Raw genomic sequence first — 14,942 nt, forward strand, 5'->3', positions numbered from 1 at the left:
AGGGATGTTAATATCAGACATAAAGAACACATCTTAAGTCTAACTCTTATTATCTAAATATCAAATATTTCTTATATTCGCCTCTTATGAGCAAACAGACTGACGATTTTTTTAAAAGTGTAGTATCACACGCAAAGGAATACGGTTTTGTATTCCAATCAAGCGAAATATATGATGGCCTTAGCGCTGTATACGATTATGGCCAGTTAGGGTCTGAATTAAAGAATAACCTTAAGACGTACTGGTGGAAATCTATGGTACAGTTGAATGAAAATATTGTCGGTATTGATGCCGCCATTTTCATGCACCCGACCACATGGAAAGCTTCCGGTCACGTAGATGGATTTAATGATCCTATGATCGACAATAAGGATTCGAAAAAGCGTTACCGCGCGGATCAGTTGATCGAGGATAAAATAGCGCGTTACGAAGCTGACGGAAAGACAGATAAAGCAGCTGCTTTATTAGCAGATCTGAACAAAGCATTAAATGCAGATGATCTGGCAGGACTGAAAACGATCATCGAAGAACATAATATTGTATGTCCGGTATCCGGAACCAAAAACTGGACAGAAGTACGTCAGTTTAATCTGATGTTTGCAACTCAAATGGGAGCTATGGCCGATGGTGCCGAGCAGGTATATCTGCGTCCTGAGACTGCTCAGGGTATCTTTGTAAACTTCCTGAATGTGCAAAAAACAGGTCGTATGAAGATTCCTTTCGGTATCGCTCAGATTGGTAAAGCCTTCCGTAATGAAGTGATCGCACGTCAGTTTATTATGCGTATGCGTGAATTTGAACAAATGGAGATGCAGTTTTTCTGCAGACCGGGAACTGAAATGGAATGGTACAACAAATGGAAAGAAACACGTCTGAAGTGGCATTTGGCACTTGGTTTTAATCCGGATAACTACCGCTACCATGATCACGATAAATTAGCACATTATGCAAATGCTGCTGTAGATATTGAGTTTAATTTCCCGTTTGGATTTAAAGAGGTAGAGGGTATCCATTCCCGTACAGATTTTGACCTGAAACAACATCAGGAATTTTCTAAAAAGAAAATGCAATATTTTGATACGGAGATCAATCAAAACTACATTCCTTATGTAGTCGAGACCTCTATAGGACTTGACCGCTTATTCCTTACTGTATTATGTAACTCACTGGTACAGGAAGATCTTTCTACAGACGAAAAACAGGATTCTCGTGTAGTGCTGAAATTCCCTCCTGCTCTTGCTCCGGTTAAAGCAGCTATTTTACCGTTGACCAAAAAAGATGGTCTTCCGGAAAAAGCACGTGAGATCATGGCTACTTTAAAACTGGATTACAATGTCCAGTATGATGAAAAAGATGCTATCGGTAAACGTTACCGTCGTCAGGATGCTATCGGTACACCTTTCTGTATCACAGTAGATCATCAGTCTCTGGAAGATAATACCGTTACTATCCGTGACCGCGACACCATGAAGCAGGAGCGTGTAGCAATTGCGGATCTGGAAAGAATCGTAAGTGACCTGGTAGGCTGGAATACGTTATTGAAAAAGCTAATATAGCTTTTAAGATATAAAAACAAGGTATCTAAAAAGTAAAGTCTAACCCTTTGACAATTGCATATCTAAAATGATGCTGTAAGGGAGGTACATATAAAATCGCATAAAAATGGGGCTATCCAAGCTTTTTGGACAGCCCCATTTCTATTGTAGTAACCTTGTTATAACTTTTCTCTACTTCTAAAGGAGAGATACCTGAAGGGCAGAGAGGTTAATTACAAAACTGCAAAATCTCTCCCTAACCCTCTCTTTAAAAATGAGAGGGAATCCGTTTGTCAAATAATAAAAAGAGGGTATCTAAAAAGTCAAGTCAAACCCTTTGAGAATTGCAGATCTGAAATGATGCTGTACCTTTTGGACAATCCATTTTTTGTTATCTGACCAAAACTTGTAATCGTTCACTTACGCAGGTTGTTTCTTTATCTACCTTCTGCACAAATATCCGCAAGGGTTTATGGGACTGTTTAATGGTCAGTGTATTATTCTTACCTGTAGGTCTCACAAATTCACCACCTAACTCATCAAATTCATATAAGGGTTTCCCATCTTCATAACTCCAGATATAGTTATATCGTTCATCCTCTTTTTCATCCACGAGGAGCAGCACTTTACCAGATCCCTTTATTTTCTTAATTTCCACTTTCTTTGGCGGATCTATTGCAGGTAATATACGTACAGTCACCGCAGTACGGGCAGATACCTGATCCTTCCAAACACTCTCCACATAATACGTTTTACTTTCTTTTGAACGCGGAACAACAAAATTCGGAGTAGATCGTAAAATTTCACCACCGGATGGTAATTCATACCACTGATAGGTAATTCCGGATTGAGGATTTTTGACAGAGATGGCCTGATAACCATTGAAGCAGGTTTCCAGGGTATCTCCCCAGGTAGACACAGGTTTTGTCAGTAGGGTTTCCTTTTCGGCCTGTATATTCCACACAGCAGTATAAGTATGTTTGCCATGTTCTTCTGACCGCACCAATTTCGTATTGTCATATACAATGGCTTTGAGTTCATTCATACCGGAATGAAACATTCCCTTATTGATGTAGATTGCCTCTTTATCAACATCTATCTGCTCTCCGTTTAATATCCATTTTACATCAAGTGTATTAGGAGAAGGCTTGATCAGATTGAGTGAAAATTTATTGACAGAATCTGCAGACAGGACGTGCGTAGATTTGGGAGAAGTATTTTTAATAGGATTAGTAAGTTTATGAATCGTTTCGACAAATGTCTCCTGGCAGACATTACAAAATGGTGCTACAAGGTATTGCATTTTACAAAATTCATGGGGTCTGAACCAGGTAGAAGGTGAAGCTTTAGAACCGTATGCATATACACCAATACCATTTGTACCGATCCAGTTTTTCCACCTCACCTTAGTAGGATCCGCTTCCTGAGAACGGTTTGGTCCTTCGATAGCATATTGATTTCCGGCCCAGTATTCATCTGCCAGCACGGCAAAAGAATGCCCTATCTCATGTACAGCAATATCATTACTGGCAGCATTGACTGTAGCTGTTGCATATTTCCCTCCGGAACCTCCATAGTAAGGTGAATTCACTAAAATCACAACCTGAGAGTAGTTTGGCATATGGTCTTTCAGTACTTTTTGAATAGCTTCCTCATGATGTGGTATGACCAAACGATGCAATCCCATATTATCAAAACTACTTCCAAAGATCGTTTTAGGATTGGTAGTCGGAACATTTGTATTTCGCGTATACTGATTGAAACGAGCGGGCATATTTCCATGTCCATGGTCATCTTTCGGACAATCATTGCTCACACCTTTGTGAATAGCGCCGGATTCTTCTGAAGGCGTACGGATTGCAAATACATTAAAGTAACTGCTATATTGACGAAAGGGTTCTGTGCTGAAAAAATAGCTGTTAAACCTCTTTGCATCCTCCACAAAAAAATCCAGTTCTGTTGCAGTATAACCATCGGCCAGTATAACCATATTCACAATATGTTTATCAGTCCCCTGATACTGTAATGTATCGATCCGGTATTGCTGAGCAGAGGAGAGGTTAACAATTGACAAGATAGCCAATAATAAGAAAGCTCTTAATATATACATGTTACGTATTTGTTTATAATCCTTTGGCTTTATAAGTCGTCAGATAGTCACTTGGAGATAATTTGGTTACTTTCTTAAATACTCTGTTGAAATTCACAACATTGTTAAATCCGGTACGGAAAGCGATATCGGCCACATTCTCAGACAGTCCGTTGATCAGTAACTTACAGGCTTGCTCGACACGGATTTCATTTAGAAAAGTTACATAGGTCTTACGTGTATGCTTTTTGAAATACTTACAAAAAGCATGGGGTGTCATATGTGCAATAGACGAGATCTGTTCCAGGGAGATCTTCTCTGCAAAATGTTTAAAAGTATATTGGAAGATATCATTGATACGTATTCCTTCTGCATCAGAATATTTTTTCTGCGGAATTCCGGTATAGAGTGAGGTCCACAGTTCTATTTTTTTACTCAGATAATCGACAAGATCCAGAAATTGCAGAAGCCTGGAAGTGCCTTCTGCGGCATTGATATCCAGAAATCGGGATTTCAGATGGACAGCATAATCTGCAGTTAGTTTTTTACTCCCCTGTATATGTTCCAGAAATGACTTGACACTATCAAATTCGGAAAGATTCAGAAAGCTTGTGAAATTATGGTAATCAAAAAAGATATGAATCGCATGAATACCTTTCTCATTTGCCTGCTCTGAAACCATATCAGCTTTCTTGAACATATGCGGCTCATCTGCATCTACAATAAAGATTTCATCTTCCTGAAAATGATGGGAGAAATTTCCGATCAGGAAAGTGCCCTTCCCTTTCAGAATATAGGTCAGCTGGATTTCTTTGTGCCTGTGGTAGTTTCCATAAAATTCAGGCAGGATATCTTCCTGAACACAAACAGAACCCTGATCCGGAACCGGAACTGTAAACTGGACAATTCTCATTTTTCACCTGCAATAAAACTAATATTGTTCATTATGTCCAAATATAAGATTTTTTATAGCAAAAAATGTAAAGCTAAGATGTTTACATTTTTTGAAGTTCCTTTTTCAGTGTCGTCATAAAATCAGGGTTAGCCGGATCAGCTCCTTTTAAATTCACGACTTTCAAAGTCGCGGGATTCACCCATAGATATGCGGGAAATTGGGTTACATTATAATTATTGATAATAAAATCTTTATCCGTTACATTCAGCAGATAATTATTAAGTCCCATTCCCAGCGTCTTACTCCCCTTTTGCCATTCTTCAAATTGTTTTTCTACAGAAAGATAAATAACCGGTACACCAAGTGTTTTCAATTGTGGTTCTTTCCGCAATAATTCCGGAATATCCATTTTGGAAAACCGGTCTTTACTGGACCATAATGCGACAATCAGCATTTTATCTTTATTAAACCCGGATAGGTGTAAAGAATCACCTTGTACATTACGGGGTGTAATATTCGGAAACGCCGGCATATTTTCATAGAAATCTTTTACACGGTCTACTTTTTCCCGGGCCGCAAGCGTCAGAGGATGCTGCACAATAACGGGTTCCAGGCTGTCCAGGACTGCGGCATATTTTGCATAATTATCCTCTCTGATTGTTATAAACCGAAAAAGATAAGGTGTCATTAAAGAAGCACGATGTGCCGGATTGACTACAAACGAAGCACTGGCCTCAATCTTAGGATCCAGCGCCGCTAATGCCCTGCTTTCGGCCTGCGTAGCATGCATACGATCTACAGCACGACCATACGCCTCATCTTGTCCCCGTCCCAGCGTCAGCAACAATTCGTTTAGCTGGTTTTTTTCATTTGAAAGGCTGTTAATTTTCTGTTTCAATTCAGCCTGTTTAGCTTCCACAGCCTTATTAAATGCTAAAAGATCATTTGACGCCTGGGAGTTTGTCTTTATGGTTGCTTCCTGAATGATATTTTTGTCCTTATAGCGGATCACTTCAAAATCATACGTGCAATCATTCTCTAAAAATACAGGCAAAACATATTTGAAGGGCTTGATTCCTTCCCCCTTATCTGCACGGACTATCAGCTCATAAATACCATCACTGGCCAATTCTCCTTCCAGCTCGAATATTCCGTTTTGAATGGTGGTCTTCTGAAATTGTTGCAACTGATTGTCATGATTCTGCAGATATACCTGCTGTCCGTCATTAAAATCAACCTTTCCTGTAATTTTATATTTGATAATACCACCCTTTTTAGGCGTATCTTTAGGATTGGAAGTACAGGATAACAATCCCGTTAAAAGAAGAATACAGAAAAGATATTTTTTCATATTTGGCTATAATTTATACTATCTCAAATCCGCTGTAAAGCCGCTTGTGTAACAGACAAACAAAATTGACAACTGAATATACAAAATTCGTATGAAGAATTCTGCCATCAGTCGTGCCTTTCTGTTTCACGGAAAGCGACACAGACAAAGCGGAAATGAGTCTTACTCGTCCTTATTAATCCAGTTTATGCTGCACCACCACATCATTGACCAATACAAGTGCATATCCTGTTCCTCCCGTGATTTTATATTCCAGCACCCGACCATCTTTCCAGATCATATCTATAGTATGTCCCCCTCTGGCTTTGAGTCCTTTCACCTGTCCGCTTTTCCACGCAGAAGGCAAAGCCGGTAATAAATGAATAAATCCGGAATGACTCTGAATCAGCATCTCTGCAATTCCTGCCGACCCTCCAAAATTACCATCGATCTGAAAAGGCGGATGTGCACAGAAAAGATTGGGATATGTACCACCACCGGCACGGTAATCAGTGTCATCACGATAAGCTGGTTTCAACAACTGTCTGAGGATCTCGAGAGAATGGTTTCCATCCTGCAATCTTGCCCAGAACAAAATCTTCCATGCTCTGGACCACCCTGTGCCCTCATCTCCTCTTACAGTAAGTGTCTTCTTAGCTGCATCTACATACTCAGGAGTGATCTGAGGTGATATAAAGTTGGCCGGATACAGCCCATACAAATGAGAAACATGTCTATGTTGCGGCTCTACTTCTTCATAATCTTCCAGCCATTCCTGTACGCTGCCACTTTTACTAATCAATACAGGTGGTGCAAGTTGCTGGATCTGTGTCCGCAGCGTATCTGTAAAAGTATTATACTGCCCAAGAATACTATCTGCGTCTATCAGATTCCTGTATAATTCTCTGACGATCTGATTATCTATAGCCGGTCCCATTACTACTGCAGCAGTTTTCCCGTTTTTCAGCCGGAAAGCATTTTCGGGAGATACAGAAGGAGAAGTCACGAGCCATCCGGTCTTCGGATCTTTCACCATTGTATGCGCATAAAAACGGGCTGCTCCCTGCATAACGGGATATACTTCCTTGAGATATGCGGTATCTCTGGTAAACTGATAATGTTCCCACAGATGGTTGCACAACCACCCGGAAGCTGTACTTGCCCCCCAGGAAGCCTGTTCTCCGGGAGCAGAATATCCCCATACATTTGTCATCATATACACCACCCACCCAGGAGCATTATAATAAGCTTTGGCTGTTTTCTCTCCTGTTTTTGCAATTTTTTTGATCAGCTCTATAAAAGGAACATGATACTCTGAAAGATTATTGACTTCGACTCCCCAGTGATTCATCTGCGCATTAATATTGAGATGATAATCCCCGTTCCAGGGCGTCTGAATCTGGTGTGCCCAGAGTCCCTGCAGATTAGGCGGTAGTGCTCCTTTTACTTCTGGAGCAGTACTTGAAATATTAAGATATCTTCCAAACTGATAATACAGGGCTGCCAGTCCGTTATCCTGTGCAGGATTATCGTAAAAAGCCCGGAGACGTTTATCTGTTGTTATACCAGACTTATCCGTCTCATCTTCGAGTTGCAAATCTACCCGGTTAAAAACAGATTCATATCGGGAGAGATGCTGCTTGAAGAGCTGCGGGTAAGGTGTATCATACGCCAGTTTCAACTGCTCATTTACGTATTGCTGAGGGTCAGCATGAAAGTAACTCGTTGCTGCCGCAAAGAAGATTAATACTTCTGAGGCTTTAGAAACAGTCAGTGCTGTATCCGAAGCGGCCACTTTTCCTCCTCTGTGGAATATCCTGATTTTGGATGAAAAAGAAATTCCGTTACCTCCCTTTCCATCAGGCAATACTCCTGACATGGAAAATTCATTACCTTTTGAAGTATATTGTGCCCGTTCCTCTCTGCTTAGCGATGCAGAAAAATTCAAGGCTCCTTTTTTACTTGACGTAAGCCGTACTACACCCACATTCTGATCATAAGATGTAAAATATTCACGGGTATATTTTACTCCGTTGATGGTAAAGTGAGTCCGCGCTACAGCATCTTTAAGGTCAAGGGATCTTTCATAGTCTGCAGGCTGGTTAGCGCCCGTAAACTGCAGATTTAAAAATCCAAGATTCTGATAGCATCCAAAAGGCACATTTGCACCATTTCCATGTCCGCTTCCTTTACCACTGGTTACAAAATTCTTATTAACCAGCTGTTCAGCTTCATCATTTTTACCCTCGAACAGCAACTTTTGAATTTCGCCTACACTTTTATACGCGGCGTAATTGTTGGGATCTTCTTCACTTCCGGACCACATGGATATCTCATTGAGTACGATCTTTTCCTTCTGAACTCCACCATCAGGCATCATACCAATCAATCCGTTTCCCAAAGGTAATGTCTCTTCCCATCTATTTGCAGGCTTATCATACCATAGTTTTAAGGAATTTGATTGTGCAACAACAGTTGAAAGACCAGTTAAAAATGTACAGGTCAGAATAAGGATTTTTTTTCTCATGAGCATATAATAGTTATCAAATACCCTTGCGAACTGCTAAAGGAAAGCAATTGGCAAGGGTATATTTTTTAGTAAGTGTACTATAGGTACAGCTTATGGGATATATAATTCAAAACCTGCTGCTGAAAATGTATTACCTAACGTTTCTTTAGGTATAAATTTAAGATATTTCGTGTTGACAGGTTTATCAAAAAAGATTTTTTGCAGAATCGGATTCGCTTTGATATTCGCAAACTCTCCGTTTTGGATCAGTTTCCAGTCTTTGTTATCGTCACTTGCATAAATCTCATATTTAGTCGGCAACCCTTCTGTACTGGCATCCTGTCTCGGAAGATACCCCAATCCGGATAAAGCAGCATTTACTTCAAATACAATCCCTTTGTCAGCATTTTTGGTTACGCCAAATGTGTGCGGATTACCATCAAAAGCTTTTTCCAGCCCTGCAATCGGGTGAACAGTATATTGCTTAGAGGAAAGAGTTTTGACAGCCGTTGCTGATAAAGTAAACGGTTCATCAAATTCTTTGAACAATCCAAAATCACTCAACGCCGGTGCAACAGGAGCATAAAGATGTAATCTGAGTTTACCCGCTTTGACCGGCTTGTCCAATTTGATTAAACGCGTCGAACCAATACTGGTTGCTCTGGCAAGCGGTGTCCATTTGTTCTGCGCCCACACTTCGATAAATACACTATCCAGTCGCTGTCCCAATTTAATATTTTCACGCAGACGGATCAGGTTAAACTCTTTCTCACCTTTCAATTCGATTTCCAGTGTAGGATTATGCACATTGTCTTCTGTTGCCCAATAAGAATAACGGTCATTGTCCAGTACATTCTCTGGATTAAACAACTTGGCTTTTCCCCGCACGTTAGATGCCTTTAGCTTTGCTCCCTGAGTCAGATTATGACGAAACGTTTCTGTTATCTTTTTACCAAAAGCTGCCAGCGAACGTACATCATTTTCATGAAGCTGTCCGGATGGCATCGGAGCGAGACCCAAATTCATATTTGCGCCACGTCCTACACTTTTCAGATAAATCTCAAAAAGCTGATTAGGTGTCTTGACTTTATCATTCTGATCTGCATGATAAAACCATCCCGGTCTCTGAGGGACATCGCATTCCGCCGGAATCCAGTATTTACCATCCCGATCTCCGGTAGGCAGATTGCTGTCATCTACTACTCCGGGTACAGGTTTTTTCCCATCCAGACTTTTAGGCGTGATAGTCGCCCAGCTAGTTTCTGCTGCAAATCCATGTTCATTGCCGACCCATCTCATATCCGGGCCTACATCACTAAATATCATGGCCATTGGCTGCAGTTTGCGTACAATAGGCCATGTTTTTTCTTCCCAGGCATAATAGGTAGTACGATCTACTACTCTTTTCTCATTCCTCCCACCATAGTAACCATCCCCGCCGTTGGCACCGTCATGCCAGGATGTAAACAGCTCACCATAATTAGACATCAGTTCACGGAGTTGTTCCCGATAAGCATCAGCATAAGCCGGAGTACCATAACGGGTATCATTACGATCCCAGGCAGACAGATACACGCCAAATTTCATTCCTGCACGATGTGTCGCAGTCATAAATTCTTTGACCATATCTCCTTTTCCATTCTTCCAGGGTGTAGACGCAATACTATATGTAGTCGTAGCAGTGGGCCACAGACAGAAGCCATCATGGTGTTTGGCCACGCTGATCAGCCCTTTAAATCCGGCACTGGCTGCCGCCTGAGCAATCTGATCGGCATTGAAATCTGAGGGATTAAACAGAGAAGTCGGTGCATCTCCATATCCCCATTCCTTATTCTGGAAAGTAGTAGGAGTAAAATGTATCAAACTGTACATCTCCATTTCATGCCATTTCAATTGTCTCTCCGAAGGGACTGCGCCATATGGCTTTGGTTCTTGCTGTGCAATTAAACAAGCGGGCAACAACAATGCCCCTATTAGGTTGGTAAACTTCATCTGGTAGTAAGTAAAACAAAACCGTAAAATACAGTTTTTTTAGAGAAAAAATATATAAATATAACATATGGATTTCAATTGATTATATAGAATTTATTTATAACACATTATTTTTTAGAATGTGTTATATCTAATAGATGTCCCTACTTTTGAAGGGTAAACTAAAGAGAGAAATGTATAATAATAAAGGTTATGGAAGAAAATAAAAAGAAAATTACAACTGCATCCGGTGCCCCTGTAGTAAATTATGAAGACACAATGACAGCTGGCCCAAGAGGCCCTGTTTTATTGCAGGATTACTTTCTGCATGAGAAATTGGCGCATTTTAACAGAGAGCGCATACCGGAAAGAATTGTGCACGCCAAAGGTTCGGGTGCTTATGGCACATTTACCGTGACCAATGATATTACTCAATATACACGCGCAAAATTTTTGAATGAGATTGGTAAACAGACCAGATTGTTCATCCGCTTCTCTACAGTGGGAGGCGAAAAAGGATCTGCTGATTCTGAACGTGATCCGCGGGGATTTGCTGTTAAATTCTATACAGAAGACGGAAACTATGACTTAGTTGGTAACAACACTCCGGTATTCTTTGTAAAGGATGCAAAAAAATTCCCTGACTTTATCCACACACAGAAACGTGACCCATATACGAACTGCAAATCGCCGACAATGATGTGGGATTTCTGGTCCTTAAATCCGGAGTCCTTGCATCAGGTTACTATTCTGATGTCAGACAGAGGAACACCTTACGGATACCGTCATATGCACGGTTTTGGAAGCCACACTTTCTCGATGATCAATGCCAATAATGAATTGGTTTATGTAAAATATCATTTCCGTACCGAGCAAGGCATTAAGAACCTGACCGATGCTGAGGCTGCTGACATGAAACGTGAAGATCCTGACTACGCACAGCGTGATCTTGTGGAAGCTATAGACAACGGTAATTTCCCGAAATGGAAATTATACATACAGGTCATGACTGTAGAGCAAACCAAAACATTCCGATGGAATCCTTTTGACCTGACAAAAGTATGGTCACAGAAAGAATATCCGCTTATAGAAGTCGGTGTAATGGAATTAAACGAAAATCCTGACAACTATTTTGCACATGTGGAACAAGCTGCTTTTGCACCGGCACATGTTGTCGATGGCATCAGCTTTTCACCGGATAAAATGCTGCAGGGACGAATCCTGTCATACCCGGATGCTCAACGCTATCGTCTGGGTGGAAATTATGAACAAATTCCGGTAAACAGATGTCCTTTTATGGTCACAAACTATCAAAGAGATGGCCTGATGACAGTCAATGGAAACAGCGGTTCCGATCCGAACTATTACCCGAATAGTTTTGATGGTCACTATGAAGATCAGAGCTACAAAGAGCCTGCCATACAGTTGGACAGCACTATAGGTGATTATTATGATCGTAATGCTCCCGGAGAAGACGATCATTACACGCAACCTGGAGATCTCTACAGACTATTAGATGCCGAGCAGAAACAGCATCTGATCAATAATATTGTTGGCGCAATGTCAGGTATTGACGGACCTAAAAAGATGGAAATCATCAACCGCCAATTGTGTCATTGGTTCAGAGCAGATATCAACCTGGGTATAGGAGTCGCACAAGGATTGGGTTTGGATATGGCCGAATTAAGTAAGCATATGCCACAAAAATAGCAGACATCAAATCTGCATTTAAGACAATGGATAAGGCCCGGTTTCTTTGAAATCCGGGCCTTATCTTTAAATCAGATTTCCTGTTTTATATTAACCGGATGGCTTACCATAACTTTCTTCATGTCTGTCTGCAGCAGACCCGTCTTCTGTCTGTCCGGCTTTCCAATAGGAATACGCATACAGTTCATCTTTGGTCCATTCCAATTCTTTTCTGAAATAATTGCGCAACTCTTTTACAGTACGGTATTCCGTCGCAACATAAGCGAATTTGCGGACATGCTCCGGTATTTCAATATCCTTGGCAAAGGAAGCCAGCTCACTGCTATTTTCCGGATTTATATTGTGTAGCCAGTGGATATGGTATGAAGCATTAATTTCCGGTTCGATTTCATCTTCTTTGCCATGGACTTCCAGAAGTACTTCCGCATGTGCACTGGCTGGAAGGTCTTCCAGAATAGCAGATATAACCGGAATAGCTGTTGCGTCTCCGATCAGAAAATACCAGTCTGCCTCTGCATAAAGAACAGAGGGATCCATATGCATCATAATACCCAGCAAATCCCCTTCCTTAGCATGAATGGCCCATCTGGATGCAGGCCCCGCCTCTCCGTGTGCTACAAAATCAATCATAAGTTGTTTCTTTTCCACATCAATTGCCCGGTGGGTATACGTCCGTACAACCGGGGCTACTTCAGGAGCAGGGTATAGCCACTTTCCAGCCTCAAAATCAAATGTCGGAAAATGGATTTCATCTACTCCGGCCGGAGGAATTAAGATCTTGTTATTAACGCCTATCGTCGCATCTGCATATAAAGGAACGTCTTCTGATGTCAAAATAATGCGGATCAGGTGTGGAGTCAAATAGATTTTTTCAACTACTCTGGCTTCAAACTGACCTGATCTACTTTTTGTCTTAGCTGCCATAAATGTATTGTTTTAATCAAAATTAACACATTATTTATAATTATTCTAAATAAGGTTATTTTTATTTTAGATCAGTTATTATCTTTTTACAAACGAGTGTTATGTGAACCAATCTCCTCAGCATCAGGAGTAATGTCTTAGGATGCTAAAAAAATAATAAATCTACCATTCAAGTAGAATATAAAAAAAACAATTATGTACATTTGATCCATCATGAATAAAGATCAATCTAAAATCATACGCGAACAAGCCGACCGTTCAGCGCAACGTGAACATTCGGTTCCTTTATACTTAACCTCAAGTTTCATTTTTGATAGTGCAGAGCAGGGCAGGGCTATCTTTGCAGAAGAAGAGCAAGGAATGGTGTATTCCAGATATGCTAACCCTAATACGACCGAACTGATCAATAAAGTGTGCATTATGGAGCAGGCTGAAGCAGGTCTGGCTTTTTCTTCCGGAATGGCTGCTGTTTTTGCTTCCTTTGCAGGCATTATAGAAAGCGGAGATCATATTGTTTCGTCCCGTGCGATATTCGGTTCTACACATCAATTATTTACCCAGTTATTTCCAAAATGGGGAGTAACAACGACCTATGTCGATGCCGCTAATCCGGAAGAATGGGAAAAAGCAATACAACCTAATACAAAAATCATCTTTCTGGAATCTCCTTCTAATCCCGGACTGGAACTAGTCGATCTGGAATGGCTGGGTAAATTCAAAGAAAAATATCCGAATATCATCCTGTCTATAGATAACTGTTTTGCAACGCCTTATCTTCAAAAACCTATTTTATATGGTTTTGATCTGGTCATCCACTCTGCAACCAAATATATGGACGGCCAGGGGCGTGTTCTTGGAGGAATTGTGGTAGGAAAGCAGGAACTGATTGATAAACTGATGTTCTTTATCCGCCATACCGGTCCTGCACTATCTCCGTTTAATGCATGGGTCATTTCCAAGAGCCTCGACACCCTTGGCTTGCGCATGGACAGACATAGCAGCAATGCGCTGGCATTGGCAGAAGCACTGGAGCATCATGCAGAAATAGAGGATGTAAAATACCCTTTTCTTCCTTCTCATCCTCAATATGAACTGGCGAAGAAGCAGATGAAAGCCGGGGGTGGTATTGTGACATTTGTCGTTAAAGGTGGTTTCGAAAGAGCAAAAGCTTTCGTAGATCAACTGGAAATGATTTTGTACACTTCCAATCTTGGAGATTCACGCTCTATAGCTACACATCCGGCATCAACGACGCATTCCAAACTAACGGAAGAAGAAAGATTGAATCTGGGAATCCGGCCGGGAAGCATACGCCTCTCAGTAGGTCTTGAAGATAAAGAGGACATCATCGGAGATATCCTGCAAGCATTGGATAAAACCAAATAATATTAAGAAAGGCCGCAAATGCGGCCTTTCTTAATATTATCGGATCTGCTTATTTTAATGTTGCTAAAGCAGCATCATAATCAGGTTCATTTACAATTTCGGAAACCTGCTCTTCATAAACAACCTTTCCTTGTTCATCCAGTACAATGACCACGCGACTCAATAATCCTGCTAAAGGTCCGTCTGTCAGTCTCAACTGGTAAGCATCAGAAAACGAAGAATCTTTGTATTCAGAAAGAGTCAGGACATTACTGATTCCTTCTGCAGCGCAGAAACGTCCCTGTGCAAAAGGTAAATCTTTGGAGATACACAGTACGGTCGTATTATCCAGATCTGCTGCCGCTTTATTAAAAGCACGGACTGAAGCAGCACAGGTACCGGTGTCAATGCTTGGAAAGATATTTAACACGACTCTTTTTCCTTTAAAATCAGCAAGTGACTTATCAGAAAGATCTCCTGCAGTCAATTTAAAATCAGGAGCTTGCGAACCCACTTTAGGAAGGTCACCTTGTGTATGCACATCACTTCCTTTGAATGTAATTGTAGCCATAAATTATTGTCTTAGTATATTATTTGATACGCTTTAGTTTAGA

General features: G+C 40.9%; 10 protein-coding genes. 3 read left to right on the forward strand and 7 right to left on the reverse strand.

Annotated features, from left to right (window positions below):
• The first annotated feature begins 86 nt into the window (after positions 1 to 86).
• Positions 87 to 1,556 (forward strand): glycine--tRNA ligase, encoded by a 1,470-nt coding sequence (locus tag I6J02_RS05220; protein WP_201680746.1) that lies wholly within the window; start codon positions 87 to 89, stop codon positions 1,554 to 1,556.
• A gap of 370 nt (positions 1,557 to 1,926) precedes the next feature.
• On the opposite strand, the gene I6J02_RS05225 is transcribed toward I6J02_RS05220, so the two are convergent.
• The 5 genes from I6J02_RS05225 to I6J02_RS05245 form a co-directional block, all read right to left on the reverse strand.
• Positions 1,927 to 3,645: a M64 family metallopeptidase gene (locus I6J02_RS05225; protein ID WP_201680747.1), complete on the reverse strand. Its 1,719-nt coding sequence runs from the start codon at positions 3,643 to 3,645 to the stop codon at positions 1,927 to 1,929.
• Between the two features lie 13 nt (positions 3,646 to 3,658).
• On the reverse strand, positions 3,659 to 4,537 hold the full coding sequence (locus I6J02_RS05230) for a helix-turn-helix domain-containing protein (protein ID WP_201680748.1): 879 nt from the start codon (positions 4,535 to 4,537) through the stop codon (positions 3,659 to 3,661).
• A gap of 82 nt (positions 4,538 to 4,619) precedes the next feature.
• Entirely contained in the window at positions 4,620 to 5,870 is a 1,251-nt protein-coding gene (locus I6J02_RS05235) for a DUF4369 domain-containing protein (protein ID WP_201680749.1), read from the reverse strand.
• A gap of 175 nt (positions 5,871 to 6,045) precedes the next feature.
• Positions 6,046 to 8,376, reverse strand: coding sequence for a glycosyl hydrolase family 95 catalytic domain-containing protein (locus I6J02_RS05240; protein ID WP_236582303.1), 2,331 nt, complete (start codon positions 8,374 to 8,376; stop codon positions 6,046 to 6,048).
• Positions 8,377 to 8,469: 93 nt separating this feature from the next.
• A complete protein-coding gene (locus I6J02_RS05245) occupies positions 8,470 to 10,350 on the reverse strand; it encodes an alpha-L-fucosidase (protein ID WP_201680751.1) in 1,881 nt (626 codons plus the stop codon).
• Between the two features lie 192 nt (positions 10,351 to 10,542).
• On the opposite strand from I6J02_RS05245, the gene I6J02_RS05250 reads away from it, so the two are divergent.
• Positions 10,543 to 12,039 (forward strand): catalase, encoded by a 1,497-nt coding sequence (locus I6J02_RS05250; protein ID WP_201680752.1) that lies wholly within the window; start codon positions 10,543 to 10,545, stop codon positions 12,037 to 12,039.
• Positions 12,040 to 12,129: 90 nt separating this feature from the next.
• Here I6J02_RS05250 and I6J02_RS05255 read toward each other — a convergent pair whose 3' ends face one another.
• The gene (locus I6J02_RS05255; protein WP_201680753.1) at positions 12,130 to 12,963 is read right to left on the reverse strand and encodes a siderophore-interacting protein; all 834 of its coding nucleotides are present in this window, start codon (positions 12,961 to 12,963) and stop codon (positions 12,130 to 12,132) included.
• A gap of 213 nt (positions 12,964 to 13,176) precedes the next feature.
• On the opposite strand from I6J02_RS05255, the gene I6J02_RS05260 reads away from it, so the two are divergent.
• Positions 13,177 to 14,349, forward strand: a complete 1,173-nt coding sequence (locus I6J02_RS05260) for a trans-sulfuration enzyme family protein (RefSeq protein WP_201680754.1) — start codon at positions 13,177 to 13,179, stop codon at positions 14,347 to 14,349.
• 49 nt (positions 14,350 to 14,398) lie between these two features.
• On the opposite strand, the gene tpx is transcribed toward I6J02_RS05260, so the two are convergent.
• Positions 14,399 to 14,899 carry a thiol peroxidase gene (tpx, locus tag I6J02_RS05265; protein WP_201680755.1) on the reverse strand — a complete coding sequence of 167 codons (501 nt, stop codon included), beginning with the start codon at positions 14,897 to 14,899 and terminating at the stop codon, positions 14,399 to 14,401.
• Positions 14,900 to 14,942 lie beyond the last annotated feature (43 nt).

The sequence above is a fragment of the Sphingobacterium spiritivorum genome (genome assembly GCF_016725325.1).
Classification (GTDB): domain Bacteria; phylum Bacteroidota; class Bacteroidia; order Sphingobacteriales; family Sphingobacteriaceae; genus Sphingobacterium.

Bases quoted from the DNA above. Each gene is read 5' to 3' on its own strand.
- I6J02_RS05220 (WP_201680746.1), top strand. From the start codon at position 87: ATGAGCAAACAGACTGACGATTTTTTTAAAAGTGTAGTATCACACGCA.
- I6J02_RS05225 (WP_201680747.1), bottom strand. From the start codon at position 3,645: ATGTATATATTAAGAGCTTTCTTATTATTGGCTATCTTGTCAATTGTT.
- I6J02_RS05230 (WP_201680748.1), bottom strand. From the start codon at position 4,537: ATGAGAATTGTCCAGTTTACAGTTCCGGTTCCGGATCAGGGTTCTGTT.
- I6J02_RS05235 (WP_201680749.1), bottom strand. From the start codon at position 5,870: ATGAAAAAATATCTTTTCTGTATTCTTCTTTTAACGGGATTGTTATCC.
- I6J02_RS05240 (WP_236582303.1), bottom strand. From the start codon at position 8,376: ATGAGAAAAAAAATCCTTATTCTGACCTGTACATTTTTAACTGGTCTT.
- I6J02_RS05245 (WP_201680751.1), bottom strand. From the start codon at position 10,350: ATGAAGTTTACCAACCTAATAGGGGCATTGTTGTTGCCCGCTTGTTTA.
- I6J02_RS05250 (WP_201680752.1), top strand. From the start codon at position 10,543: ATGGAAGAAAATAAAAAGAAAATTACAACTGCATCCGGTGCCCCTGTA.
- I6J02_RS05255 (WP_201680753.1), bottom strand. From the start codon at position 12,963: ATGGCAGCTAAGACAAAAAGTAGATCAGGTCAGTTTGAAGCCAGAGTA.
- I6J02_RS05260 (WP_201680754.1), top strand. From the start codon at position 13,177: ATGAATAAAGATCAATCTAAAATCATACGCGAACAAGCCGACCGTTCA.
- tpx (WP_201680755.1), bottom strand. From the start codon at position 14,899: ATGGCTACAATTACATTCAAAGGAAGTGATGTGCATACACAAGGTGAC.